A 23,666-nucleotide genomic window follows, 5' to 3' on the forward strand; every position below is an offset into this window, starting at 1 on the left:
TTGTATACACAGGCCCCCTGGACTATCCGGGGGCCTTTTATATGGATCCTATAAGGATCCTTGCTGAAAAGGGCGTTTTTCAACTAGCCGAAACCATAGTAAAACCAGGCATCTCCGAAGAATGAGGCCAGTCAAACACAAGCCAGTATAGACCCTTGCCCTTTGCCTGCCCTTTAACTGCCCTTTCCCTGCCCTTTCCCTGGTGGAAAAACGCTGACAGAAAACAGCATGGCGGCTGAAAAGAAAATCAACCATTGGTAAAATGAAAAAAGCCCCGGCAACACGGGGCTCCACTTTATGCAGGGAATTATTTATTCGTAGATGAACTCGCCGAACTCGCTTTTCACCGTTACTTTTTTAGCAGGACTTTCCGTCACCCGGCCAACGATCTGCGCGTCGATATTGAAGCTTTTGGAGATCGCGATAATATCTGCCGCGACGCTTTCCGGTACATACAGCTCCATGCGGTGGCCCATGTTAAACACACGGTACATTTCCCTCCAGCTGGTGCCGGATTGCTCTGGATAAGGCGGAACAGCGGCGGGATCGGGAACAGGTTGTCTTTGATCACATGCAGGTTATCGATGAAGTGTAATACTTTGGTTTGCGCACCACCGCTGCAATGCACCATGCCGTGCACCTGCGGACGGTGAGCTTCCAGTATTTTCTTGATCACCGGCGCATACGTGCGCGTGGGCGACAGCACCAGTTTACCGGCGTGGATATTGCCGAAACCTGGCACGTCTATGTTATCCGTGAGGTTTTGCTGCCGCTGAACACCACTTCGGAAGGGATGCCCGGATCGAAGCTCTCGGGGAACTTCGTCGCGATGGTTTTGTTAAATACATCGTGGCGGGCAGAGGTAAGGCCGTTGGAGCCCAGCCGCCGTTATATTCTTTTTCGTAGCTGGCAATGCCGCTGGAGGAAAGTCCTACTACTACGTCACCAGCCTGAATGGTATGATTGGAAATGATGTCGGCGCGTTTCATGCGGCAGGTCACCGTAGAATCCACGATGATGGTGCGTACGAGGTCGCCCACATCCGCGGTTTCGCCGCCGGTGGAGTAAATACCGATGCCATAGGAACGAAGCTCTTCGAGGATTTCTTCGGTACCGTTAATGATGGCGGCGATCACTTCACCGGGCACGAGGTTTTTATTACGGCCAATGGTAGACGATACCAGGATGTTATCAGTAGCGCCCACGCAAAGGAGGTCGTCGGTGTTCATGATGATGGCGTCCTGCGCAATACCCTTCCATACGCTGATATCACCGGTTTCTTTCCAGTAAATGTAGGCGAGGGAAGATTTAGTGCCTGCGCCATCGGCATGCATGATATTGCACCACTCCGGATCACCGCCGAGAATATCGGGCACGATCTTACAGAATGCTTTCGGGAATAATCCCTTATCGATATTCTTGATGGCGTTGTGCACATCTTCCTTTCCGGCTGACACACCGCGTTTGGCGTAAAGGTTCTGGTCCACTTGTAGATAATTACATTTGACTGCCGCGGCCCCTTTGCCATGACAGGAACTGCAAAAGTAAAAGATTTTAACCTTAAATCGTTTAGATTTGCACGGCATTTGACGTTACGATTAACTATTTATGCAGGTTCACAGAGACTTAGAGCAACTTCCGGAATTCCGTAATGCCGTGATCACCATCGGCACCTTCGACGGCGTACACCTGGGCCACCGCCACATCCTCCGGCAGCTGGAGCAGGCGGCCACGGCCTGTAACGGCGAAAAAGTAATTGTTACGTTCGACCCGCACCCCCGCGAAGTACTCGCACCCGAAAAGGCGCCCGTACACCTGCTGACCACACTCGACGAAAAAGTAAAGCTCCCGGCGTTACAGGGTATAGACCACCTGGTGGTAGTGCCGTTTACAAAGGAATTTTCTCAATTATCAGCTACTGAATACCTCGAAGCGTTCCTCATCAAACGATTTAATCCGCATACAATTATTATTGGATATGATCACCGCTTCGGGCATAACCGCGAGGGGGACTGGCTTTGCTGGAAGTGGAGCAACACAAGTTCGGCTTCGAACTGCTGGAAATTCCGCAGCAGGTGGTGCATGATTTAACGGTAAGCAGCACCAAGATCCGCAATAGCTTATTAGCCGGAGAAGTGTTGCTGGCCAACGAGTTGCTGGGTTATCCCTACTTCTTGAACGGCACCGTGGTGCATGGCGATAAGATGGGGCGGCAGCTGGGCTTTCCTACTGCTAACATTGCATTACATGATACACGGAAACTGGTACCGGCGCAGGGTGTATACGCCGTGCGGGTGGCGCTGGCATCCGGACAATGGAACGGGGCGCTGAACATCGGCTACCGGCCTACGTTTAACGGCAAAGAGCTGCGAATAGAGGTATTTATCACGGATTTTAACGAAGAGATTTACGGGCAGCCGATTACCGTGCAGTTTATCGAATACCTGCGGGCCGATATGAAGTTTGACAACATCGACGACCTGGTAAAACAGATGCACCATGATACGGCCAGGGCACGGGAAATACTTAAGCCCGCGCCATGATGCGGAACAACAGCTCCTTCAGCAACTCCGCATCCTCTACCCCACTGTCACCAATACCAATACTGCGCAGGTTGTACTGCTGCAGTAACAAGATGGCCCTTTCGGTATCGGCCGCGCCATATTTGGTGGCCGCCGCTATATAATCTTTTACAAAGAAAGGATGTACGCCCAGCGCGGAAGCTATTTCCTTCTCCCCTCCTTTAATACCGAATACCAGGTTGATTTTTGCGAAGTAGTTATACAATGCCGGGATGGTCATTTGTATAGGCGATGCCTTGGGATTGGCACCGAAGTACTTTACGATGCGCATAACCTTGGCCATATCTTTCACGCCTACAGCGTTCTGCAGCTCAAACACATTATACTCCTTGCTGATGCCTACATACTTTTCGATATCCGATTCGTCAATTTTCTTTTGGGCAGGCAGGTTTACCAGCAGTTTATCTATTTCATTGGCAATGCGGGAAAGATCGTTGCCAATATGATCTACCAGCAGGATGCATGCCTTTTGGGTGATAGACAGCCCCTTGCCGTGTACGAAGGCTTCTACCCAGGCAGGCAGCTGGTTATCGTACATTTTTTTGGTAGATAACATGACGCCTTTCTCCTTGATCAGTTTGGCCATTTTAGAGCGCCCGTCGATTTTTCCCTGCTTATGCGCCACCACGAAAATGGTGGACTCCAGCGGCTGATCGATATAGGGCTCCAGTTTCAGGAGGTCGCGCATGGCCTGCGCCTCTTTGAGGATCACCACCTGTTTTTCGGCGAACATGGGATAACGGCGGCAGTTGTTGATGACAGTCGCCCAGTCGGTATCCTTACCGTATAATACAGTAAGGTTGAAACCGCGTTCGCCTTCGTCGAGCAAATGATGCTCGGCATAGTTCACCACCTGGTCTATAAAAACTCCTCTTCTCCTTCCAGCCAGTAGAGCGGACGGAATTTCTTCTGTTTCCAATCTTTTATAATATCCTGGTATTCCATGCTTTAATATTTTACGAAGTCTACTTCTTCTTCTTTTAAGATAGGCAGACCTTTAAATTTGAGTATGAGCTGGGCTACGGTGAGCACATCCTTCTGGCAGTAAGCAGCGATGCGGGGCAGGTTTTGTTCCTGCCAGTATACCTGCGCCACCATGCTGCCGTCGATATCATCTTTCGGCGTAGGTATGCCCATAACGGCGGCCAGTAGCTTCAGGGACGTATAATTCCTGAAGTCGCCGAAGCGCCAGATCTGCATCGTATCTATCACCGGCTGCTCCCATGGTTTGAAGTTATTGACCTGTAAGGGAATAGGCAGGTTAAGCCCTTTGATCATGGCGCGGCGGCAAATATAGGGAATATCAAATTCCTTTATATTATGCCCACATAACAGAATTCTTTGATATTTTGCATAAAGTTTATTTATCAATTCTAAGAATTCTGTTAGTACAACTGTTTCATCATCATTAAAAAACGACTTGATACGAAGGTGATAAGATCCATTTTCGATATAGAAAAGGCCGACGGAAATACAAACGATTTTACCGAATTCGGCATAGATTCCTGCCCTGTCAGCAAAGGTTTCAGGCCCATTAACCGAATCTGGCAAAGTTTTTGTAATCTTCTCACTCCAGAGCGCTTTCATCTCTTCCGGGAGGTGATCATAATCGGCCTCCAAAGGCACGGTTTCTATATCAAGCAGTAACAATTGATCGAGGGCGACGTTTTGAAGCACGATAGGAAGCGTTTAAAAATGACCAGTTAAATCTGAGTCACAAAAATCAAGAAAATTTTACCCATATAACAATCAAAAATAAAAACGACAACACTATGGCGGAAAACACCTTTAATACCGGTACGCCTAATCCGACCGGACCTGAAAAACCTAAGAGCAACAGTAAAAACGGCATCATTTATGGCGTATTGATCGCCGCGTTGGTAGGCACATGGGGATACATGTGGTATGCTAACAATAAAAGCCGTGAAGTGCTGGCGCAGAAAGACGTAGCATACGACTCCGTTTCTACTGCCCGCAACGAACTGCAACAGGAATTTGAGGCCACCAATGCGCGCCTCGACGACCTGGTAACAGAAAACAGCCGCATGGACAGCCTGGTGAAAACCAAGGATAAAGAACTGTCTGACATGAAAGCGCGCATCTCCTCCATCCTCTCTAACAAAAACGCTACCCAGGCCGAACTGGCGGAAGCCCGCAGGCTCATCGAACAGCTGAAATCCAGCGTTGAAAACTACAAAGCGACCATTGAAAGACTGGAAGGTGAGAAGATCGTGATCACCGGCGAAAGAGATTATGCACGTAAAGAAAGAGACTCCGTAGGCATCATTAAAGATAGCCTGAACCGTAAGGTGGACCTGGGTTCTGTACTGCATGCCTCCAACATCAAACTCCTGCCTATCAACCTGAAAAAGAACGGCAAGGAAGTAGAAACTTCCAAAGCCAAACGTGCAGATATGATGCGCGTTTCTTTCGACCTGGATGATAACCGCATTGCGCCCAGCGGCACCAAAGAAATTTACGTTGCCATCACTGCCCCCGACGGTTCTCCGCTGGCAGTGGAAGCACTGGGCTCCGGTCGTTTCACGCTGGAAGATGGTACCGAAAAACTGTACACGGTGAAGAAAAGCGTGTCGTACACCACCGGTGAAAAACAGCTGGTATCCATGGACTGGAAACAAAACTCCGACTTCAAAATAGGTGACTACGCGGTAGAAATTTACCACGACGGTTACAAAATCGGTTCCGGTAAAGTGACGCTGAAAAAAGGCGGCATTTTCTAGATAAGAAATTTAATCCGGCAAGCAAAAACAGGCTATTGCATCTTGCGATAGCCTGTTTTATTTCCGCCCGTGTAGTTTTTATCCACAGCCCACATTCCTGAAGGCAGCGACCAATCCCTTATCCCATCTACATTTACCTGCACAACCTTATCATGATGCCCTGTTAATAAAAAGTTATTCGAATAAATTTACATATGAAATAAATAAAAAATGTTAATCTTTGTTCCGGATTCAGGAATTAACCTATGCTACTTTCACTAACCCGGTCATTGGAAAGCGTTTACCGGCCATTAAAATAAGCACGACCTGATACAACAATTTGTTTGCTAAGTGTTCCTGTAAAGTATTTTAACCGTATGAATAATGCGCCTAAGCGTGTGTATGTGATTGATGACGATGAGGTGTTTCACTTTATCGTAAAAAAGATGTTCGGATTGCAAGGCTGGGACGTGGCCATTACTTCTTTTTTATGCGCGGAAGAAGCGATAGAGGAGTTGAATGGTGCGCCGGCAGAGTTACCCAGGCTTATCTTGCTGGATATGAACATGCAACGCATGAATGGATGGGATTTTATTGAGGCTTACCGTGAGCTGCAGCCCGAGCTGCGCGAACAGGTACCGATTATCATGTGCTCGTCCTCTTTGAACATAGCGGATATGGAAAAGGTGCGCAAAACACCGGAACTGAATGCTTACATCACCAAACCGCTGGATCATTCCAAACTAAAGCTGATAGAATCGTACTTATAACGACAAATGAAAAAGGAGCCTTTTACAGCTCCTTTTTCATTTGTTATGCTTGCCTTGTTATTGTCGTTATGCCATTACACCGGTGCCGTACATTTCTTCGCGCAGTGCTTTCACGCGATCGTCGGCCAGGTACTCGTCGAACGTCATGAGCCTGTCGATAATACCTTTCGGTGTAATTTCGATGATGCGGTTGGCCACCGACTGCATGAACGTATGGTCATGCGTGGTGAACAACACAATACCTTTAAAGTTAACCATGCTTTCGTTGAAAGACTGGATGCTTTCCAGGTCCGGTGGTTGGTCGGCTCATCGAGGATTACCACGTTCGGGTCCTGCAGCATCATGCGGGAAGTCATGCAACGCACTTTTTCACCACCGCTCAATACCGTCGTTTTTTTCGCGATATCGTCGCCGCTGAACAGCATTTTACCAAGGAACCCACGCAGGAAAGGCTCGTCCGCATCCGTTACATGCGGAGGAACGTACTGGCGCAGCCAATCCATCAGGTTGTAGTCGCTTTTGAAGAATTCGGAGTTGTCGTTCGGCAGGTACGCTTTGGTAACCGTGGTACCCCATTCGAACTTACCGCCATCTGCCTGGTCTTCGCCATTGATAATTTCGAAGAAGGTAGACAGGATCACATGGTTTTTAGACAGGAAAGCGATCTTATCGCCTTTGTTCACAGAGAACGTAACGTCTTTAAACAATGGGCGGCCATCTACAGATTTCTCCAGCTTCTCTACGTTCAGGATCTGGTTACCTACTTCGCGCAGCTGCTTGAAGATGATACCCGGATATTTACGGTTGGAAGGTTCGATTTCTTCGATTACCAGTTTATCCAAAGCCTTTTTACGGGAAGTAGCCTGTTTACTTTTAGAGGCGTTGGCGCTGAACCGGGCGATGAAGTCCATGAGGTCTTTGCGCTTATCTTCCATCTTCTTGTTTTTGTCAGAAAGCTGACGGGCAATCAACTGGCTGGATTCGTACCAGAAAGTATAGTTACCGGAGAAGATTTTGATTTTAGCGCGGTCCACATCGGCCACGTGCGTACAAACGGCATCCAGGAAGTGACGGTCGTGGGAAACCACGATCACGATATTCTGGTAGTCGGCCAGGAAGTTCTCCAGCCAGCCGATGGTTTCCACGTCCAGGTCATTCGTAGGCTCATCGAGCAGCAGGATGTCCGGGTTACCGAACAGTGCCTGTGCAAGGAGTACACGTACTTTTAACGAACCGGGAACATCTTTCATCAGCACATTGTGCATTTCCTCTTTCACACCCAGGTCGCCCAGCATTACACCGGCATCGCTTTCGGCGGTATAACCGCCCATTTCGCCATACTCGGCCTCCAGTTCACCTGCACGCATACCGTCTTCTTCGGTGAAGTCGGCTTTGGCATATATTTCATCGCGCTCTTTTGCGATTTCCCAGAGTTTTTTATTACCCATGAGCACCGTGTTGAGCAGGGTGATCTCATCAAATTCAAAGTGGTTCTGCTTCAGCACGGACATGCGCTCACCGGGGGTAATTTCCACCGTGCCCTTATTAGGCTCAATTTCACCTGAAAGGATCTTCAGGAAGGTAGATTTACCGGCCCCGTTGGCGCCGATCACGCCGTAACAGTTACCCTTGGTAAAGTTCAGGTTTACTTCGTCGAACAGAACTCTTTTTCCGTATGACAATGATACATTTCTTACGCTGATCATGCTGAAACTGCAAATTTTGAAGCCGCAAAGTTACGGATAGATTAGAAGCTTTCCAATTAGTTGGCGCATCAAATACATTCCTTAAAATAGTAATACCTAATACCAAGACTGATGGTCATTACCAGGCCTGCTGGGGCGCCAGTTTAGTACTAACCGGCGCTTTCATGCCATTGGCCAGCAGCGCCTGTTGTATTTTCTGGTGAATATCGTAATAAACGGGCCAGTAATCTTCCATATCCACGAACGGCCGTACAAATATGTTCATGAAGTCCCCGTCGAAATCGATAATCGATACCTCCGGCGGAGGATCGTTTTTGATGCGTTTATCCTGTTCCAGGGTAGTTTTGATGATGTCCCGCACCCGGGTAAAGTTGTCGTTCGCCGACATTTTAACAACTACATCGATGCGGAGGTGGCCGCTACGGCTGGAGTTGATAATGGTGCCATTAGACACGGCCCCGTTGGGCAGGATCGCCACTTTACCGTCGCCAGTGGTCAGAATGGTGCTGAATATCTGGATTTCCTTCACAATGCCCGTAATGCCCTGTATAGTGACCAGGTCGCCCACTTTAAACGGCTTGAACAGTAATATCAGTACGCCCCCGGCCAGGTTCGCCAGGCTGCCCTGTAAGGCCAGACCAATAGCCAGGCCGGCGGCAGCGATTACCGCGGCGAACGTAGTGGTTTGAAAGCCGAGCATACCGGCCACGGATATGATCAATAAAATCTTTAAACCGATGCTGACCACACTTTTGAGGAAGGTTTGCAGGGAATTATGCGTATCCCTGCGCGTCATCATGCGGGTCATGATACGATCGAGCCAGCGGATGATCAAAAAGCCTAGTACCAATACTATAATTGCCCCTATCAATGTGGGAGCGAATCTGCCTGCCCATGCCAAGAGGTTATTCCAGAAAGTTTCTACGTTGACGAAATTCATATGCCTGATTTGGTTAGCCGCGTAGAAGGGAACAAAGGGCGTGCCGGTGGGAATTACCTGTGAAGGGCGGGCTGAACGGTGGTGATTTCTCCGCAGGCGGGGAACATGAAAGCCACTGTGCGGGACAGTGGCTTCCATTTATTTTTTGTGATGTAACTACTTTTTAATGCCTTCTAAAAACAACAAAAATCCATACTGCAACGCCACGTCCTTCAATGCCTTAAACCTCCCCGAAGCGCCACCATGGCCGGCTTCCATATTAGTATGCATCAACAGCACGTTCTGATCGGTTTTCATTTCGCGCAACTTCGCCACCCACTTCGCCGGCTCAAAATACTGCACCTGCGAATCATGCAAACCAGTCGTCACCAGCATATTCGGATACGCCTTTTTCTCTACGTTATCGTAGGGGGAATAGGACTTCATATATTCGTAGCTGTCCTTATTTTTCGGATTACCCCATTCGTCAAATTCACCTGTCGTAAGCGGGATGCTTTCGTCCAGCATCGTGGTCACTACATCCACGAAAGGCACCGCTGCAATTACACCGCGCCATAAATCCGGGCGCATATTTACCACCGCGCCCATCAGCAACCCGCCGGCACTGCCGCCCATGGCATAGAGATGCTCTTTGCTGGTATATTTGTTTTTCAGCAGGTATTCCGCACAGTCGATAAAATCATAAAATGTGTTCTTCTTTTTGAACATCTTTCCATCTTCATACCATTGCCGGCCCATTTCTTCACCACCGCGAATATGCGCAATCGCAAAGGCGAAACCACGGTTCAACAGGCTGATACGGTTACTGCTGAAGCCAGGGTCCATCGAAGCACCGTAAGAGCCGTATCCATACAGCAACAACGGCGCCTGCCCATTCTTCTCAAATCCTTTTTTATACACGATGGATACAGGCACTTTTACGCTGTCGCGCACCGTGGCATATATCCGTTCGGTCACGTAATCCTCTGGCCTGTAGCCGCCCAGCACTTCCCCGGCGCTTCTTCAATTCCTTCGTTTTCGTGTCCATGTTGTAATCGTAGGTAGAATTGGGCGTGGTCATAGATGCATAGCTGTAACGCAATACATTCGTGTTAAACTCCGGGTTTACAGAAGGATAAGCCACATACGCCGCTTCCCCGAAATCGAGGTAGTATTCCTGGTTGTTTTTGCTGTTGATCACACGCACCTGTGTTAAGCCATATTTACGCTCGCTCAGCACCATGAAATCTTTGAACAGTTCTATGCCTTCGAGCAACACATCATCGCGGTTCGGTTGCACTTCTTTCCAGTTATCGCGGGTGGTTTTGTCGAGCGGGCATTCCATCAACCTGAAGTTTTTTGCCTGCCAGTTCGTGCGTACGTAAAATTTATCGTCCTTGTGATCAATGTCGTACAACATGTCTTTTTCGCGGGGATGAAAGACTTTAAATTCCCCGTCCGGCTGGCTGGCATCCAGGATACGATACTCGTCCGACAAAGTGCTGCTGCTCGAAATCACGATATACTTGCGCGATTTCGTTTTATACACACCCGCATCAAAGGTTTCATCTTTTTCAAAATATACCTGTCTGATGTTTTTAGGGTCCTCGCCCAACCTATACTTGAAGATCTTTTCCGCACGCAGCGTAGTGGGATTTTTACGCGTAAAGAAGATCGTTTTATTGTCCGCAGCCCACACGCCATCGCCATCAGTATCTGGGATCGCATCCTTGTAAATCTCCCCTGTTTCCAGGTTTTTGATATATAAGGTATAACGGCGGCGGCTCACCGTATCTACGGCAAATAACACCAGTTTATTGTCGGGACTCACCTCGAAATGCGCCAGCTGGTAAAACTCGTGGCCTGCCGCCAGTTCGTTCACGTTCAACATCACTTCTTCGGCTGACTTTTCTCCCTCCTTTTTACGGCAGTAAATCGGGTATTCCCGGCCCTTTTCGAAGCGGGTGTAATAGTAATAGCCATTCTCGAAATAAGGCACGCTTTCATCTTCTTCCTTGATCCTGGCCTTCATTTCATCGAACAGCTTTTCGCGTAATCCGGCGGTGGATGCAAGCACCGTATCCGGTACTTGTTTTCTGCCTCGAGATAAGCGATCACCTTTGGATTTTCTCTTTCGTTCAGCCAGTAATAATCATCTATGCGCTTGTCGCCGTGAATAGTCATCTCTTTCGGGATCTTCTCGGCCTGCGGCGCTTTAATATTAATCCATGCTTCGTTCGTATTCATATTTTCCGCTTTTTTACCTTGTTTAGGCTGACATGCAGCAATTGCGAGGGCAAATAGCCCCACGTGGTAATGTCTCATAGAGCAAATTTTGGGATAGTTAAATATAGCGATTACCCAGCATATGGCGCTACCGGACATAAAAAAAGCCCCGGGGAGGTCCCGGAGCCTTTCTCTTTTATCAGGATGATTAATCTTCTTTGCTGAAACCTGCACCGATAAATTCGCGGTTGAGGCGGGCTATATTGGTAAGCGAGATACCTTTGGGACACTCCGCTTCACAGGCACCGGTGTTGGTACAGCTACCAAAACCTTCTTTATCCATCTGCGCAACCATGTTCAGCGCACGCTCTTTACGCTCCGGATGACCCTGTGGCAGTAATGCCAGCTGAGATACTTTCGCAGAAACGAACAGCATCGCCGAAGAGTTTTTACAAGCTGCTACGCAGGCACCGCAACCGATACAGGCTGCTGCTGCAAACGCCGCATCCGCATCTGTTTTGTTGATGGGAATAGCATTCGCATCTACCGCGTTACCCGTGTTTACGGAAATGTACCCTCCTGCTTCAATGATGCGGTCGAACGAGCGACGATCTACCGCCAGATCTTTGATCACCGGGAAAGCACCCGCTCTCCAGGGTTCTACGGTAATGGTGTCGCCATCGTTATAGGCGCGCATATGCAGCTGGCAGGTAGTTGTTTCGTCCCACGGACCATGTGCACGGCCGTTGATATACATAGAGCACATACCACAGATACCTTCGCGGCAATCGTGGTCAAATGCGATGGGTTCTTTCCCTTCATTGATCAAACGCTCGTTCAATACGTCGAACATCTCCGGGAATGACATGTCTTTAGACACATCAGACACCGGGAAGGACTCAAAGTGCCCCTTGTCATTCGCATTTTTCTGACGCCAAACTTTAAGAGTAAGATTCATGACTATAATCGTTATATGTGATGGCTGGTGTTATCCGGCCTAATTTTATTTCCTTATCAGAGCTTGATTATTTGTAGTTACGCTGGGTCGGATGTACAATTTCAAACTCCAGTTTTTCTTTGTGCAGCTCGAAGTTGCTTTCGCCTTTGTACTCCCATGCCGCTACGTAAGAGAAGTTTTCATCGTCGCGTTTTGCCTCGCCGTCCGGTGTTTGTGACTCCTCGCGGAAGTGGCCACCACAGGATTCTTTACGGTTGAGGGCATCGCGGCACATCAGCTCACCCAGTTCCGGAAGTCGGCTACACGGCCAGCTTTCTCCAGCTCCAGGTTGAATTCGTCTACCGTACCGGGAACACGCACATCTTTCCAGAATTCTGCACGCAGTGCCTGAATTTCTTTGATGGCTTCTGTCAGTCCCTGTTCGTTACGCGCCATACCGCATTTATCCCACATGATTTTACCGAGTGCCTTGTGGAAGTGGTCTACCGAGTGTTTACCGTTGATGTTGATAAACTGCTGCAGTGTTGCTTTCACATTATTCTCCGCTTCTTCGAACGCAGGGTGGCTGGTTGGAATAGCTTTGGTCTGGATATCGTCTGCCAGGTAGTTACCGATCGTGTAAGGAATTACGAAGTAACCATCGGCCAGGCCCTGCATGAGTGCAGATGCACCCAGGCGGTTTGCACCGTGATCGGAGAAGTTGGCTTCGCCGAGGCAGTACAGACCGGGAACGGTGGTCATCAGTTCATAATCCACCCAAAGGCCGCCCATGGTATAGTGTACGGCAGGATAGATACGCATTGGTGTTTCGTAAGGGTTTTCGCCGGTGATCTTCGCATACATGTCGAAGAGGTTACCGTACTTTTCCTTTACTACTTCTTTACCCAGGCGGATAATTTCTTCTTTGGAAACGTTTTCCAGGCCGCGTTTACCCACTTCGATCTTACCGTAACGCTCAATTGCTTCGGCATAATCGAGGTAAACCGCCAGTTTGGAAGCACCTACACCGTAACCGGCATCGCAACGCTCTTTCGCAGCACGGGAGGCCACGTCGCGCGGTACGAGGTTACCGAAGGCAGGGTACCTTCTTTCCAGGTAGTAATCCCTTTCGTCTTCAGGAATATCGGAAGCTTTACGCTCGTCGTTTTGTTTTTAGGCACCCAGATGCGGCCGTCGTTACGGAGCGACTCAGACATCAGGGTCAGTTTTGACTGGTGATCGCCGGAAACCGGGATACAGGTCGGGTGGATCTGCGTGAAGCAGGGGTTACCGAAATAAGCGCCACGTTTGTGTGCTTTCCAGGCAGCCGTTACGTTAGAACCCATGGCGTTGGTAGACAGGAAGAACACGTTACCATAACCACCGGTGCAAAGCAGTACGGCATGGCCGAAGTGACGTTCCAGTTTACCGGAAACCAGGTCGCGGGCAATGATGCCGCGGGCCTTACCGTCTACTTTTACTACGTCCAGCATTTCGTGGCGGCTGTAGGCTTTAATGTTGCCCAGTGCTACCTGGCGCTGGAAGGCGGAGTAAGCGCCCAGCAGCAGTTGCTGACCGGTTTGACCGGCAGCGTAGAAGGTACGTTGTACCTGGGTACCACCGAAAGAACGGTTACTCAGCAATCCGCCATATTCGCGGGCAAAGGGAACACCCTGGGCCACACACTGGTCAATAATGCTGGCGCTCACTTCGGCCAGGCGGTATACGTTACCCTCACGGGCGCGGTAATCACCACCTTTTACAGTATCATAAAACAGGCGAAACACAGAGTCGCCATCGTTCTGGTAGTTTTTAGCGGCATTGATACCACCCTGTGCAGCAATACTGTGCGCACGGCGGGGACTATCCACGGAAGTAAAAGGCTTTCACCTTGTAACCCAGTTCTGCCAGAGAAGCTGCAGCAGAGGCGCCGGCAAGACCGGTACCTACTACAATGATTTCAATTTTACGCTTGTTAGCCGGGTTAACCAGCTTAACGGTGCTTTTATATTTGCTCCATTTGGTTTCGAGCGCACCAGCAGGAATGTTTGCGTTCAACATATCTTCTTCTTTTCTTTCTTATTTGAAGTAAATAACTACCGGGATCAGGGCAAAGCCGACAGGAATAACGATGCCGAAGAGCCATACGCCCACGAAGTTGATAATACCGTTGTACTTTTTGTGATTAAGGCCGAAAGTCTGGCAGGCGCTTTTAAAGCCGTGGATCAGGTGGAAAGACAGGCCAATCATACCCAGCACGTATATGATTACGTTCACGGGCATTTTAAAAGCCTCCTGCACTACCAGGTAAAGGTCGCGGTACTCGTGGGCACTGCCCTCGTAAGTAACTACCGGAACGTTTGTACCATAGTGCATGGCCCACCAGAATTGTGCAAGGTGCACTACCGGGAAGATAAAGAGAATGCTTCCCATGAACGCCATCTGACGGCTGAACCAGGAAGAAGTTTTGTTGCCCGGCTTTACCGCGTATTTCACGGGACGGGCGGCGATGTTTTTGAATGTGAGCTGTATAGCCAATACAGCATGCAACAGGATTACCACCTTCAGGCCCCAGGCTATAAACTGGATCAGCCCGTTGTGGCTCATAAACGTGGCGTAGGCGTTAAAGCTCTCTCCTCTGTCGTTGTACAGCAGTGATATGTTACCAGCCAGGTGAACAATCACGAAACTGCACAGGAAAAAACCCGTTGCACCTACTAATAACTTCTTACCAATAGAAGTATTAAAGAATTGTGACCATTTCATAAGATAAGTTCTAAGCTCCCTTTAGATTAATTTTGAATATTTGAAATGTTCGGGCAAATTTAAAGCAGGAAAAATTAAAAGCAAATGATATTTATCACCAAATGACTGTATAATAACGGGGATAACTCGCGATTGTTCACTAGCGTTGGGGTTGATTATCAACATAAAAGGAAAAAGGCCCTACTCGAGCCTCTTCATCATCCAGTTATCTACCGAGGTAAACAAATGCTGCGGCTGGAAAGTCCGCCACTTCGCATTATCTAATAAATGAATATAATTAGTGAGCCGCGAACGCTCAAATTCTTCGCGGGTTTGCTGCGGCATATTTATCGCTACCACCCAACCACCTTCGTCTTTAATATCATCCCACCATTCCTCGTAATAACAATCATCAGAGGAAAAGAAGTTGAGTACATTTTCTGTAATGAGGATAAACTTATAGATGCCGCGGGCGATCAGTACATCAACGATCTCGCGCTTCAATGTTTCAATATTGTTTTCGATGGCATCGTTCCATTCGCCGATCATTTCGATAATAGCGTAATTGTACTGGTAATCAGCAAACAAAATCTTCATATACAGATTCGGTGCGCCGAAATCGTCCCACTGCGGATGGATATAGTAGTTATATACGGTATTTGAAAATTCAAATTCGCTATACTCACGTCCGTAAAACGGCGACTGCTCATCTTCTTCCGCAGTGTATAAATGTCGCCAGTTATAAAAGGGTTCTATCTCGTGCATATTATAAATAAAATACCGGTTATTACAGGCAAATTAATTAAAATGCCATGATTAAAAGATTTGAAAAAGTGGAGTTTTTCTTTAAAATAATCTGCTGAAAACCAGCGTGGCATTGCAACAGCGGATGCTGCGCAATGCCACGACGAATATTTTAACAGTCATTTAGCGAACGGCTTCCACTGCCTTTTTCACACTGCCATGTTCTAACAACAGGGCTTTGGCGGCTTCGTAATCTTCCATTTCCAGGCGCTCCATCAGCATTTTAATGCCACGGTCTACCAGCTTCTCGTTACTCAACTGCATGTTCACCATTTTGTTATCCTCTACCCTGCCCAATTGCACCATGACAGCAGTAGAAATCATGTTGAGCACCAGCTTCTGCGCGGTGCCACTTTTCATACGGGTACTGCCGGTTACGAATTCGGGGCCCACCACCACTTCGATGGGAAAATCGGCTTCGGCAGATACCGGGGAACCGGGGTTGCAGGAAATGCTGCCGGTAACGATGCCACGTTTGCGGCATTCGCGCAGGGCGTTGATCACATATGGCGTGGTGCCGCTGGCGGCAATGCCTATCACTACATCTTTATCGGTAATGCTATATTGTGTAAGGTCTGCCCAGCCCTGCTCGCGGCTATCTTCGGCAAACTCGACCGCCTTGCGGATGGCAGAATCGCCGCCCGCAATAAGTCCGATCACCAGTCCGTGCGGAACACCGAAGGTGGGCGGACATTCAGACGCGTCTACAATACCAAGACGGCCGCTGGTACCGGCGCCCAGGTAAAACAAACGGCCTCCCGAAAGCATTTTATCGGAAACTGCTGCCACCAGGTGCTCGATCTGCGGTAACGCAGCTTCTACAGCATCAGGCACAGTTTTATCTTCTTTATTGATGTTTTTCAATAACTCCGAAACACTCATTTTTTCGAGGTGCCGGTAAACAGACGGCTGTTCAGTAACTTTTTTAAATTCCATGTTGGACAATGCGTGACCCGGGTTAGCTTTCCCCGGCCCTTTTTTATTATATGGATTGATATCAAATAGTTTGCCGGTCAGCTAAATTTCCTGGTGATAATGCACCAAACCGGCCATAGGACCTTTCATTATTTTTCCCAACTGCAACTCGTACAGCTGGCACAACTCTTCGATTACATCTTTATAGTACCAGGCTATGCTGCCCGTAAAGTGCAAAGGTACGGTCCAGCTTTCACGATACTTATATATATGATTGAAAAAAAACTCGTTCAACCCATCCTCCAATATATTCTCGATCATGAAATGTCCGCGGTTCTCTGCGAGGAAGATGGCAAACGACGCCAGGTAGCGGTTCGGAAGTGGCTTCCTGTATACGTTGTCGAGGATATCATCTTTGGTCACATTAAATTTTTGTTCAAAGCGAAACCGCAGTTCATCGTCGAATGTCTTATATAAATAATATTGAAGTACTTTCTTTCCAAGAAAGGTGCCGCTGCCCTCATCACCCAAAACGTAGCCCAGTCCGGGGTTATTGCTGATAATGTCGGTCCCGTCGTAATAACAGGAGTTGGAACCGGTACCCGGGATGCTGGCTATACCGGGGCGCGACCGCATAATCCGCGCGCGGCGCCCATCAGGTCGTGCTGCACTTCGCAGGCAGCCTGCGAAAATACCGCCTGCAAGGCTTTCAGTACCTTGTCTGCATTAACCGGGCTCGCGCATCCGGTGCCATAGAAATGCACCGCATGAACAGCCGTACCGGCCGGTAACTGCGGCAATAATTCATCCCGGAAAATGGCCGTAATCTGTTCAAGGTCACGGAAATAGGGGCTGACGCCCTGGGTATGATATGTCGCAGGTTCTTCTCCGTTTAACAGGCACCATTCGGTTTTAGTCGATCCACTGTCTGCTATCAGCTTCATGTTTGCAGGCATACCTTTTGGTTATATTTAGGAAATTAAATAAGATGAATGGATGATGTTTTGCTCGTGAATATGCTATTTTTGTCACAAGTTAAGGAAAACGCCTTCACTAAAGCAAATTATAACACCACTATCAGGAACCAAACTTAGCCGGTTAATTAGAGATTATATGCCGAACAACAGGAAGTTGAACGTATTCTTACCCTTGTTATTTGCGATTGTATTAGCACTGGGAATGTTTTTAGGTCATAAGATGCCGGTCGCCCGGAACAGCGAGTCCAGCATATTTTTCAGGCCAAACAACCGTGCCGCGCTGCAGGAGGTACTGGACCTGTTGAAATTCAACTATGTAGATACACTTGATGTAAACGATATCCAGCAGGAAGCCATCGAAGGCATGCTGAGCCACCTCGACCCACACTCCATATATATACCACCTGCACAGGTACAATCGGTGAACGAAGACCTGCAGGGTAATTTTGAAGGGATTGGCGTAGAGTTCAACATTACCAATGATACCGTGAACGTGGCCGGTGTAATTCCCGGCGGACCATCTGCCGAAGCAGGTGTAATCACCGGTGATAAAATCATCAGGGTCAATGACTCCCTCATCGCAGGTAAAAAGATTACGAACGATAATATCCGCAAACTGCTGCGTGGACCGAACGGCAGTAAAGTGAAAGCGACTATGTTGCGCGACGGGCAGCTGAAAGATATCACCATTAAAAGAGGACTGATTCCCCTGCTGAGCGTAGACGCATCGTACATGGTGGCGCCCGGCACTGGTTATATTAAGCTGAACAAGTTTTCGGAAACCAGTTACGACGAGTTTGTAGCCGCTATCCGCAAACTGACCCAGCAAGGCATGACCAGCCTGATTCTCGATCTGCGTCAGAACAGTGGCGGCCTGCTCGATGCAGCTACCCGTATTGCCGACGAACTGCTGGAAGACCGCCAGATCATCGTGTATACGCAGGGTAAAGCATATCCCCGCCAGGATTACAAAACCCAGAAACCCGGCTCATTCGAGAAAGGACCGCTGGCCATCCTGGTAGATGAAGGCTCCGCCTCCGCCTCCGAAATCCTGGCCGGTGCAGTACAGGACTATGACCGCGGCGTGATCGTAGGCAGGCGCACCTTTGGTAAAGGACTGGTGCAGGAACCGTTTGAACTGAGCAACGGAGGCACTTTACGCCTGACCATTGCACGGTACTACCTGCCTTCCGACCGCAGCATCCAGAAGTCTTACAAAGACGGTCGCGATGCTTACGACGAAGATCTCACCGAACGTTACAACCATGGCGAGTTCCTGAACGGCGACAGCATCCGCGTATACGACACCGTTAAGTACTACACCAAAAATAAACACCGTGTTGTATATGGCGGCGGCGGCATCACCCCGGATATATTCATTCCGTTCGATACCTCCGGTATTCCGCAGCGCTGACCGAATTGTACACCCGCACCACGTTCTCCGACTTCGTATATAACTACTACATCGGCCACCGGGCAGAATTTGATCGGTATAAAACGCCGGAAGAATTTGCCAACGGCTTTAGCATCACACCGCAACTGTACAAAACCTTCCTGGACTATGCAGCAAAGGATAATATCAAAGTGCTGTCGATTACAGCGCACGACGAACCGGAAATCAAAACCAGGTTAAAAGCGATGTTTGCCAGACAGTTGTGGAGAGCGGAAGGGTTTTACCAGGTGAGCAACAGCAGTGACCAGGTGATCAAAAAGCGGTAGATGAATTGAAGAAGAGCAAGTAAGTACATCCACATAAAAAAAAGGAGAAACGGTGATCGTTTCTCCTTTTTCTTTTACTAAGATAAAGATTCTTTGACCGGGGCGTGGGCCGCGTCCGGCTTAAGATCGTAGAAGATAATACAGCCTTCAATAGCCAATATGTACGAGCCATAAATCCAGAAGTTGAAAGAATCCGGCGACATGTTACCAGAGCTCAAAGAAATCAGGAAAAAGGGCACATAGGCGTACACAACACCCAACACCAAAAGAATAGCCTTGATGGTGAAAGGATTGCTGTAGCGGGCGTTCAGCCAGCGGGTAGAAAAATAAAGCAGCACCCAGCCCGGAATGGAGAACAGTGTACCCAGATAAATGCCAGTGCCACGAACAGCAGCGACAGTTCGCTGGTCACGTTAACACCTCTGACAAGCATTAAAGCCATGTAAATCAGGGAGTGAGTCCAAAGGCGGTGAGCCATACGTTCATAGCGTACTCGAAAGAATTAGTACGGTTCATAGGGATTCGGTTTTAATGACCGCCGTGCGGCCGTTAGGTGTATAGTTAGGAAATATGCCTCGGTTTTATATTCGCCACAATAATATGCAGAAAATACCAAATACGATATTATCCTTTGTCTGTGGCGGATTACAGGGGGTTTAAGGAGGTCGGGATCAAGGGGTTAAGGGGCGTGTTATTTTCGTGTTATATGGGTTTGAGACGGAAGAAGAGCATGGTGATGATACAAAAGCTACATACAGATTAAGTTCATTTATCTGCATAAAAAAACCCCTCCGCAGGGCGAAGGGGAATTACTTCTTGCAAGAAATGTATCGTTAGTACGATTTTCTTGATTAGTGGTGAGCAGTTGTGTCAACACCGGTAGTGTCGCCAACAACAGCGTTAGTGTCAACAGGAGCAGCAACAGGCTCAGAAGGAGCAGCTACAGCAGGAGAATCTACGTGAGTAGTGTCGCCAGAAGGAGTAGAAGCGTTGTTGCAAGCTGCGAACAGACCAGCTGCGATTGCGAGTACGAATAATTTTTTCATGTTGATTTTTAGGTTTAAATCGACGCAAAGCTATCGCTTTTTTGATATTACAAAGCATCAAAAAATATAATAAGTACTTTTTTGCCCTATTTTACTTCTTTCTAAAGAAGATTTTCACCGGAACTCCCTGGAAATCAAAGTGGCTGCGCAGTTGGTTTTCCAGGTAATTTTTGTAGGGTTGCTTAATATCATCCGGCAGGTTGGCAAAAAATGCGAAAGCGGGTGTATATGTGGGCAATTGCGTTACATATTTTATTTTGATAGGCGTACCGCGTACCACAGGTGGTTTATACGTTTCTATCGCTTTGAGCATCACGTCGTTCAGCTTGGAAGTAGGTATCTTTTTGGTGCGGTTCTCAGCTACCTGCAACGCTACTTCAATTGCTTTGAAAATACGTTGCTTGTCCGGAACGGAAGTGAAGATAATGGGCACGTCCACGAACGGCGCCATCCTGTTCTTCAGCTCTTTCTCGTAATCACGGGCACTGTTGGTAGCCTTTTCATCGATAAGGTCCCATTTATTTACCAGCACCACGATGCCTTTACCTTTGCGGGCAGCCAGGCTGAAGATGCTCAGGTCCTGCGCGGTAATGCCTTTTTCGGCGTCGAGCAGCAGCATACATACATCGGCCTCGTCCATCGCGCGGATAGCGCGGATCACGGAGTAAAACTCCAGTCTTCGTGTACCTTGATTTACGACGGATACCTGCGGTATCGATCAATATAAAATCTTTCTGGAAGAGTTTGTAGCGGGTGTGAATAGTATCGCGTGTAGTACCTGCAAGATCGGAAACGATGTTACGCTCCTCTCCCACCAAAGCATTCAGCAGCGAGGATTTACCAACGTTAGGCTGACCAATGATCGCGATTTTCGGAATGCCTTCTTCTTCTTTTGACACCTCATCCATTTCGTCGGTGTAGTGCGTTACTACATCGTCGAGCAGTTCGCCGGTACCGCTGCCGGTGATGGACGAAAGGAAAAAAGTATGTTCGAAACCGAGGCTATAGAACTCAGTAGCATCCAGCAGGCGTTCGCCGTTATCTACTTTGTTCACGACTACATATACCGGCTTTGATGTACGGCGCAGCTGTTCGGCCATGCTCGCATCGAGGTCGGTGATACCAGTGGTTACATCGCACATGAAGAGGATGACATTGGCCTCATTCATGGCCACGATCACCTGTTTGCGGATTTCGCGTTCAAATATGTCGTCGCTGCCGGTCACAAAACCGCCCGTATCAATTACGTTAAATGTTTTGCCATTCCAGTCGGCAACGCCGTATTGCCTGTCGCGCGTAACGCCGCTGAAATCATCAACGATCGCTTTGCGTTGTTCCAGCAAACGGTTGAACAGCGTAGATTTACCCACGTTCGGACGACCCACAATAGCTACAGTAAAACCAGCCATGGTATTTCTCTTTTTAATTTTTTTCAGTTAATCAGCTAAATCCGTACTCTTTCAAATACGTGTCATTGTCGCGCCATTTATTGCGCACTTTCACGAACAGTTCGAGGAACACTTTACGTCCGATGAACTCTTCAATGTCTTTACGTGCCTGCGTTCCCAGTTCACGGATAGATTTTCCCTTTTCACCAAGAATGATCGCTTTCTGCGTTTCGCGGGTAACGATGATTTCCGCGGTGATTTTAGTAAGGGTATCTTTTTCCTGGAACTGCGTAACGATCACGGCTGTGTGATAAGGGATCTCCTCATCGTACAGGTGAAATATTTTTCGCGCACCATCTCCGCAACAAAGAAGCGGGTGGAGCGGTCGGTCAATGTATCTTCCGGGTAAAACGGCTCGCTTTCGGGCAGGAATGAAACGATCGTTTCTTTCAGTTCCTTGAGACCTTTTTTCTGCATGGCAGAAATAGTAATCACAGCTTTCGCACGGCCCCAATTTTTGCATCTTTCGAGCAGTGCTTCGATCTCCTCTTTTGAAAGCACATCCATTTTATTGATGAGCAGGATAATGTTGGGCGCCTTAAGTTTAAGCGCATCGAACATCTCCAGACTTTCTTCCACGTTGTCGCGGGGATCGAGCATCAGCAACGCCACGTCACTATCTTCCAGGGCCGATTTAACGGCGCCCATCATTCTTTCGTGCAGTTTGTATTTTGGATCGATGATGCCAGGTGTGTCGGAAAACACGATCTGGTAGCCGGGTTCGGTAACTACAGCAGTGATCCGGTGGCGCGTGGTTTGCACCTTGGGCGACACTATAGCCAGCTTCTCCCCTAGCAGCGCGTTGAGCAGCGTGCTTTTCCCAGCATTGGGCTTACCGAATATGTTTACAAATCCTGCGCGGTGCATGGTGTTGGTGTTTAAATTTATTGGGTAGATGAAACGGATGAGGGGGCTAACAGTGATGCAAATATCCGGCTATCGACCCAAAACAAAAAAGCCGAAACAAGTTCGGCTTTTTTGTTTTCTTGTAGCGAGGAGAGGATTCGAACCCCTGACCTTCGGGTTATGAGCCCGACGAGCTACCTCTGCTCTACCTCGCAATGTGGATGCAAATGTAGGCTAATTTTCATTGCTGCCAAATCTTTATTTCAGAAAAAACTTGCAGCATTTGTTTGCATTCTCCCGAAAACCTTAATTACAAAGGGTTTCAGATGATGAAAAAACTTTACAATAATTAACGAGCCTACACAACAGTAGATTTTATATTACTGCCGGCGCGGTACTATACGGGAAAGATCGTGCCAGAGGTGAGGTTGAGGGGGCTCATCTTATAAAAATCTATGCGATATACAGACGCTATTACCAGCCGTAACGGCAGACAATCCATCTACACACAAAACCACAAACACTATTGCCGGCCCGCAGTAACGATCCGGCAATAGTGTTCAGGCTGCCATGTTGCAGCCGTCATTCCACCATTTTAAAACGGCAAATCATCTGCCGTTTGCGGCCCATACGCCACGGATTCTTCCGGCGCTGCCACACCTTCCGCATTGTCTTTGCGCGCTGATCCCAGCAGCTTGCACTTGCTCACCAGTACCCGCAAAGAAGCGCCGGGCTTGCCTTCACGATCGGTATACGATTCTACCCGTGGGGCGCCTTCGACAAATACCTGCTGCCCCTGCGTTAAATACGGGCCGATGTTCGGCTGCCCCCACAAGGCACAATCCGCCCAAACCGTACGTTCGCGCTGCATACCCTGCGCATCTTTAAAGCGCTCATTGTAAGCTACCGTGAAGTTCAACACCTGCTTACCATTTACTTCTTTGGAAACGGCATTCTGCCCCAAATGCCCAATCATCTGGAATTTGATCATAGTTTGATCTGATTTTAGGTTAACGAATAAAAAATCGGGCTTTTGTTTTTGCGGTGGGGATAATGAAGTTACGTATTTCTCAAAAGCAGCAAAATATTTTTTGCTCTTTTTATTTGCAGCACACTACCTTTGTAATGGAAACCGGCTTAAACAACCAGCCGGCAAGGCAGCGGATCGCTGCCGTTTCACCTCGGGGTGCCTTACTATCAGGCTGAGATCAGACCCGTTGAACCTGACCAGGTAATGCTGTTTAGGAAAGGTAGGAGAACGTTTTTCCTTACCTGTTATTTTTTGATAGTTGCCATGTACACAGGT

28 protein-coding genes, 1 tRNA gene, 3 pseudogenes and 1 riboswitch are annotated in these 23,666 nt (G+C 48.3%); of the genes and pseudogenes, 6 read left to right on the forward strand and 26 right to left on the reverse strand.

Features of this window, described 5'->3' with window-relative positions; genetic code table 11:
- Window positions 1-311: 311 nt before the first annotated feature.
- On the reverse strand, window positions 312-494 hold the full coding sequence (locus tag MKQ70_RS18780; RefSeq protein WP_308199074.1) for an AIR synthase-related protein: 183 nt from the start codon (window positions 492-494) through the stop codon (window positions 312-314).
- A 255-nt stretch (window positions 495-749) separates the two neighbouring features.
- On the reverse strand, window positions 750-1,487 hold the full coding sequence (locus MKQ70_RS18785) for an AIR synthase related protein (protein ID WP_248073369.1): 738 nt from the start codon (window positions 1,485-1,487) through the stop codon (window positions 750-752).
- A gap of 121 nt (window positions 1,488-1,608) precedes the next feature.
- Between MKQ70_RS18785 and MKQ70_RS18790 the strand changes: the two genes are divergently transcribed.
- Both MKQ70_RS18790 and MKQ70_RS18795 read left to right on the forward strand, forming a co-directional pair.
- Window positions 1,609-2,091 (forward strand): adenylyltransferase/cytidyltransferase family protein, encoded by a 483-nt coding sequence (locus MKQ70_RS18790; RefSeq protein WP_248073370.1) that lies wholly within the window; start codon window positions 1,609-1,611, stop codon window positions 2,089-2,091.
- The gene (locus MKQ70_RS18795; protein WP_248073371.1) at window positions 2,028-2,543 is read left to right on the forward strand and encodes a riboflavin kinase; all 516 of its coding nucleotides are present in this window, start codon (window positions 2,028-2,030) and stop codon (window positions 2,541-2,543) included. Before MKQ70_RS18790 ends, MKQ70_RS18795 begins: the two co-directional genes overlap by 64 nt.
- Here the strand turns inward: MKQ70_RS18795 and holA are convergent.
- The gene (gene holA / locus MKQ70_RS18800; RefSeq protein WP_248073372.1) at window positions 2,527-3,501 is read right to left on the reverse strand and encodes a DNA polymerase III subunit delta; all 975 of its coding nucleotides are present in this window, start codon (window positions 3,499-3,501) and stop codon (window positions 2,527-2,529) included. The genes MKQ70_RS18795 and holA overlap by 17 nt on opposite strands.
- Before the next feature lie 29 nt (window positions 3,502-3,530).
- Window positions 3,531-4,169, reverse strand: a complete 639-nt coding sequence (locus MKQ70_RS18805; protein WP_248081473.1) for a ribonuclease H-like domain-containing protein — start codon at window positions 4,167-4,169, stop codon at window positions 3,531-3,533.
- 185 nt (window positions 4,170-4,354) lie between these two features.
- Here MKQ70_RS18805 and MKQ70_RS18810 point away from each other — a divergent pair, with 185 nt between their 5' ends.
- Window positions 4,355-5,323: a DUF8428 domain-containing protein gene (locus tag MKQ70_RS18810; protein ID WP_248073375.1), complete on the forward strand. Its 969-nt coding sequence runs from the start codon at window positions 4,355-4,357 to the stop codon at window positions 5,321-5,323.
- A gap of 356 nt (window positions 5,324-5,679) precedes the next feature.
- Window positions 5,680-6,072 (forward strand): response regulator, encoded by a 393-nt coding sequence (locus tag MKQ70_RS18815; protein WP_248073377.1) that lies wholly within the window; start codon window positions 5,680-5,682, stop codon window positions 6,070-6,072.
- A 66-nt stretch (window positions 6,073-6,138) separates the two neighbouring features.
- Here MKQ70_RS18815 and MKQ70_RS43290 read toward each other — a convergent pair whose 3' ends face one another.
- From MKQ70_RS43290 to MKQ70_RS18890, 15 genes and pseudogenes are all read right to left on the reverse strand, one after another.
- Window positions 6,139-6,270, reverse strand: coding sequence for a hypothetical protein (locus MKQ70_RS43290; protein WP_282456600.1), 132 nt, complete (start codon window positions 6,268-6,270; stop codon window positions 6,139-6,141).
- The gene (locus tag MKQ70_RS18820) at window positions 6,216-7,778 is read right to left on the reverse strand and encodes an ATP-binding cassette domain-containing protein (protein ID WP_248073380.1); all 1,563 of its coding nucleotides are present in this window, start codon (window positions 7,776-7,778) and stop codon (window positions 6,216-6,218) included. The genes MKQ70_RS43290 and MKQ70_RS18820 overlap by 55 nt, the downstream gene beginning before the upstream one ends.
- Before the next feature lie 118 nt (window positions 7,779-7,896).
- Complete coding sequence (locus tag MKQ70_RS18825; protein ID WP_248073383.1) at window positions 7,897-8,718, reverse strand: mechanosensitive ion channel family protein; 822 nt, start codon at window positions 8,716-8,718, stop codon at window positions 7,897-7,899.
- 156 nt (window positions 8,719-8,874) lie between these two features.
- On the reverse strand, window positions 8,875-9,675 hold the full coding sequence (locus MKQ70_RS18830; RefSeq protein ID WP_248073386.1) for a prolyl oligopeptidase family serine peptidase: 801 nt from the start codon (window positions 9,673-9,675) through the stop codon (window positions 8,875-8,877).
- Window positions 9,611-11,082, reverse strand: a pseudogene (locus tag MKQ70_RS18835) (S9 family peptidase). The gene MKQ70_RS18830 and the pseudogene MKQ70_RS18835 overlap by 65 nt, the downstream one beginning before the upstream one ends.
- Before the next feature lie 49 nt (window positions 11,083-11,131).
- Complete coding sequence (locus tag MKQ70_RS18845; protein WP_248073393.1) at window positions 11,132-11,881, reverse strand: succinate dehydrogenase/fumarate reductase iron-sulfur subunit; 750 nt, start codon at window positions 11,879-11,881, stop codon at window positions 11,132-11,134.
- Window positions 11,882-11,948: 67 nt separating this feature from the next.
- Window positions 11,949-12,334 (reverse strand): annotated as a pseudogene (locus MKQ70_RS42395) (hypothetical protein).
- Window positions 12,335-12,598: 264 nt separating this feature from the next.
- Window positions 12,599-12,931, reverse strand: a pseudogene (locus MKQ70_RS42400) (FAD-binding protein); the annotation flags it as partial.
- Window positions 12,883-13,731: an FAD-binding protein gene (locus MKQ70_RS18860; protein ID WP_308199076.1), complete on the reverse strand. Its 849-nt coding sequence runs from the start codon at window positions 13,729-13,731 to the stop codon at window positions 12,883-12,885. The pseudogene MKQ70_RS42400 and the gene MKQ70_RS18860, both read right to left, overlap by 49 nt.
- Window positions 13,724-13,921 (reverse strand): hypothetical protein, encoded by a 198-nt coding sequence (locus MKQ70_RS18865; RefSeq protein WP_248073398.1) that lies wholly within the window; start codon window positions 13,919-13,921, stop codon window positions 13,724-13,726. Before MKQ70_RS18865 ends, MKQ70_RS18860 begins: the two co-directional genes overlap by 8 nt.
- An 18-nt stretch (window positions 13,922-13,939) precedes the next feature.
- Window positions 13,940-14,626 (reverse strand): succinate dehydrogenase cytochrome b subunit, encoded by a 687-nt coding sequence (locus MKQ70_RS18870; RefSeq protein WP_248073399.1) that lies wholly within the window; start codon window positions 14,624-14,626, stop codon window positions 13,940-13,942.
- A gap of 180 nt (window positions 14,627-14,806) precedes the next feature.
- Window positions 14,807-15,370, reverse strand: a complete 564-nt coding sequence (locus MKQ70_RS18875; RefSeq protein ID WP_248073400.1) for a hypothetical protein — start codon at window positions 15,368-15,370, stop codon at window positions 14,807-14,809.
- 162 nt (window positions 15,371-15,532) lie between these two features.
- Complete coding sequence (gene murQ / locus MKQ70_RS18880; RefSeq protein ID WP_248073402.1) at window positions 15,533-16,345, reverse strand: N-acetylmuramic acid 6-phosphate etherase; 813 nt, start codon at window positions 16,343-16,345, stop codon at window positions 15,533-15,535.
- 81 nt (window positions 16,346-16,426) lie between these two features.
- Complete coding sequence (locus MKQ70_RS18885) at window positions 16,427-16,960, reverse strand: hypothetical protein (protein WP_248073404.1); 534 nt, start codon at window positions 16,958-16,960, stop codon at window positions 16,427-16,429.
- Complete coding sequence (locus MKQ70_RS18890) at window positions 16,939-17,280, reverse strand: hypothetical protein (protein ID WP_248073406.1); 342 nt, start codon at window positions 17,278-17,280, stop codon at window positions 16,939-16,941. The genes MKQ70_RS18885 and MKQ70_RS18890 overlap by 22 nt, the downstream gene beginning before the upstream one ends.
- Window positions 17,281-17,437: 157 nt before the next feature.
- On the opposite strand from MKQ70_RS18890, the gene MKQ70_RS18895 reads away from it, so the two are divergent.
- Together MKQ70_RS18895 and MKQ70_RS18900 are read left to right on the forward strand one after the other, a co-directional pair.
- Complete coding sequence (locus tag MKQ70_RS18895) at window positions 17,438-18,715, forward strand: S41 family peptidase (RefSeq protein WP_248073408.1); 1,278 nt, start codon at window positions 17,438-17,440, stop codon at window positions 18,713-18,715.
- A 5-nt stretch (window positions 18,716-18,720) separates the two neighbouring features.
- On the forward strand, window positions 18,721-19,020 hold the full coding sequence (locus MKQ70_RS18900; RefSeq protein WP_248073411.1) for a DUF8443 domain-containing protein: 300 nt from the start codon (window positions 18,721-18,723) through the stop codon (window positions 19,018-19,020).
- Between the two features lie 77 nt (window positions 19,021-19,097).
- Here the strand turns inward: MKQ70_RS18900 and MKQ70_RS18905 are convergent, their stop codons facing one another.
- The 7 genes from MKQ70_RS18905 to MKQ70_RS18935 all read right to left on the reverse strand — a co-directional run bounded on the left by MKQ70_RS18905 (window position 19,098) and on the right by MKQ70_RS18935 (window position 23,351).
- Window positions 19,098-19,358: a hypothetical protein gene (locus MKQ70_RS18905; RefSeq protein WP_248073414.1), complete on the reverse strand. Its 261-nt coding sequence runs from the start codon at window positions 19,356-19,358 to the stop codon at window positions 19,098-19,100.
- Window positions 19,359-20,157: 799 nt separating this feature from the next.
- The gene (locus tag MKQ70_RS18910) at window positions 20,158-20,685 is read right to left on the reverse strand and encodes a GTP-binding protein (protein ID WP_248073417.1); all 528 of its coding nucleotides are present in this window, start codon (window positions 20,683-20,685) and stop codon (window positions 20,158-20,160) included.
- Window positions 20,609-21,475, reverse strand: a complete 867-nt coding sequence (gene der, locus MKQ70_RS18915) for a ribosome biogenesis GTPase Der (protein ID WP_248073420.1) — start codon at window positions 21,473-21,475, stop codon at window positions 20,609-20,611. Before der ends, MKQ70_RS18910 begins: the two co-directional genes overlap by 77 nt.
- A 31-nt stretch (window positions 21,476-21,506) precedes the next feature.
- Complete coding sequence (locus tag MKQ70_RS18920; protein WP_248073423.1) at window positions 21,507-21,755, reverse strand: KH domain-containing protein; 249 nt, start codon at window positions 21,753-21,755, stop codon at window positions 21,507-21,509.
- Window positions 21,752-22,381, reverse strand: a complete 630-nt coding sequence (era, locus tag MKQ70_RS18925; RefSeq protein ID WP_248073426.1) for a GTPase Era — start codon at window positions 22,379-22,381, stop codon at window positions 21,752-21,754. The genes MKQ70_RS18920 and era overlap by 4 nt, the downstream gene beginning before the upstream one ends.
- Before the next feature lie 122 nt (window positions 22,382-22,503).
- Window positions 22,504-22,575, reverse strand: a tRNA-Met gene (locus MKQ70_RS18930).
- 380 nt (window positions 22,576-22,955) lie between these two features.
- Window positions 22,956-23,351: a single-stranded DNA-binding protein gene (locus MKQ70_RS18935; protein WP_248073428.1), complete on the reverse strand. Its 396-nt coding sequence runs from the start codon at window positions 23,349-23,351 to the stop codon at window positions 22,956-22,958.
- A 181-nt stretch (window positions 23,352-23,532) separates the two neighbouring features.
- A riboswitch (TPP riboswitch) is annotated at window positions 23,533-23,625 on the forward strand.
- The last annotated feature ends 41 nt before the right edge of the window (window positions 23,626-23,666 follow it).

Origin of the sequence: Chitinophaga sedimenti (genome assembly GCF_023156195.1) — a bacterium.
Taxonomy (GTDB): Bacteria; Bacteroidota; Bacteroidia; order Chitinophagales; family Chitinophagaceae; genus Chitinophaga; species Chitinophaga sedimenti.

Excerpts from the sequence above, each read along its gene's own strand:
- MKQ70_RS18780 (WP_308199074.1), bottom strand. The coding sequence starts at position 494 with ATGTACCGTGTGTTTAACATGGGCCACCGCATGGAGCTGTATGTACCG.
- MKQ70_RS18790 (WP_248073370.1), top strand. The coding sequence starts at position 1,609 with ATGCAGGTTCACAGAGACTTAGAGCAACTTCCGGAATTCCGTAATGCC.
- MKQ70_RS18805 (WP_248081473.1), bottom strand. The coding sequence starts at position 4,169 with ATGAAAGCGCTCTGGAGTGAGAAGATTACAAAAACTTTGCCAGATTCG.
- MKQ70_RS18810 (WP_248073375.1), top strand. The coding sequence starts at position 4,355 with ATGGCGGAAAACACCTTTAATACCGGTACGCCTAATCCGACCGGACCT.
- MKQ70_RS18815 (WP_248073377.1), top strand. The coding sequence starts at position 5,680 with ATGAATAATGCGCCTAAGCGTGTGTATGTGATTGATGACGATGAGGTG.
- MKQ70_RS18820 (WP_248073380.1), bottom strand. The coding sequence starts at position 7,778 with ATGATCAGCGTAAGAAATGTATCATTGTCATACGGAAAAAGAGTTCTG.
- MKQ70_RS18825 (WP_248073383.1), bottom strand. The coding sequence starts at position 8,718 with ATGAATTTCGTCAACGTAGAAACTTTCTGGAATAACCTCTTGGCATGG.
- MKQ70_RS18845 (WP_248073393.1), bottom strand. The coding sequence starts at position 11,881 with ATGAATCTTACTCTTAAAGTTTGGCGTCAGAAAAATGCGAATGACAAG.
- MKQ70_RS18865 (WP_248073398.1), bottom strand. The coding sequence starts at position 13,921 with ATGTTGAACGCAAACATTCCTGCTGGTGCGCTCGAAACCAAATGGAGC.
- MKQ70_RS18870 (WP_248073399.1), bottom strand. The coding sequence starts at position 14,626 with ATGAAATGGTCACAATTCTTTAATACTTCTATTGGTAAGAAGTTATTA.
- MKQ70_RS18875 (WP_248073400.1), bottom strand. The coding sequence starts at position 15,370 with ATGCACGAGATAGAACCCTTTTATAACTGGCGACATTTATACACTGCG.
- murQ (WP_248073402.1), bottom strand. The coding sequence starts at position 16,345 with ATGGAATTTAAAAAAGTTACTGAACAGCCGTCTGTTTACCGGCACCTC.
- MKQ70_RS18885 (WP_248073404.1), bottom strand. The coding sequence starts at position 16,960 with ATGCGGTCGCGCCCCGGTATAGCCAGCATCCCGGGTACCGGTTCCAAC.
- MKQ70_RS18890 (WP_248073406.1), bottom strand. The coding sequence starts at position 17,280 with ATGCCTGCAAACATGAAGCTGATAGCAGACAGTGGATCGACTAAAACC.
- MKQ70_RS18895 (WP_248073408.1), top strand. The coding sequence starts at position 17,438 with ATGCCGAACAACAGGAAGTTGAACGTATTCTTACCCTTGTTATTTGCG.
- MKQ70_RS18910 (WP_248073417.1), bottom strand. The coding sequence starts at position 20,685 with ATGCTGCTGCTCGACGCCGAAAAAGGCATTACCGCGCAGGACCTGAGC.
- der (WP_248073420.1), bottom strand. The coding sequence starts at position 21,475 with ATGGCTGGTTTTACTGTAGCTATTGTGGGTCGTCCGAACGTGGGTAAA.
- era (WP_248073426.1), bottom strand. The coding sequence starts at position 22,381 with ATGCACCGCGCAGGATTTGTAAACATATTCGGTAAGCCCAATGCTGGG.
- MKQ70_RS18935 (WP_248073428.1), bottom strand. The coding sequence starts at position 23,351 with ATGATCAAATTCCAGATGATTGGGCATTTGGGGCAGAATGCCGTTTCC.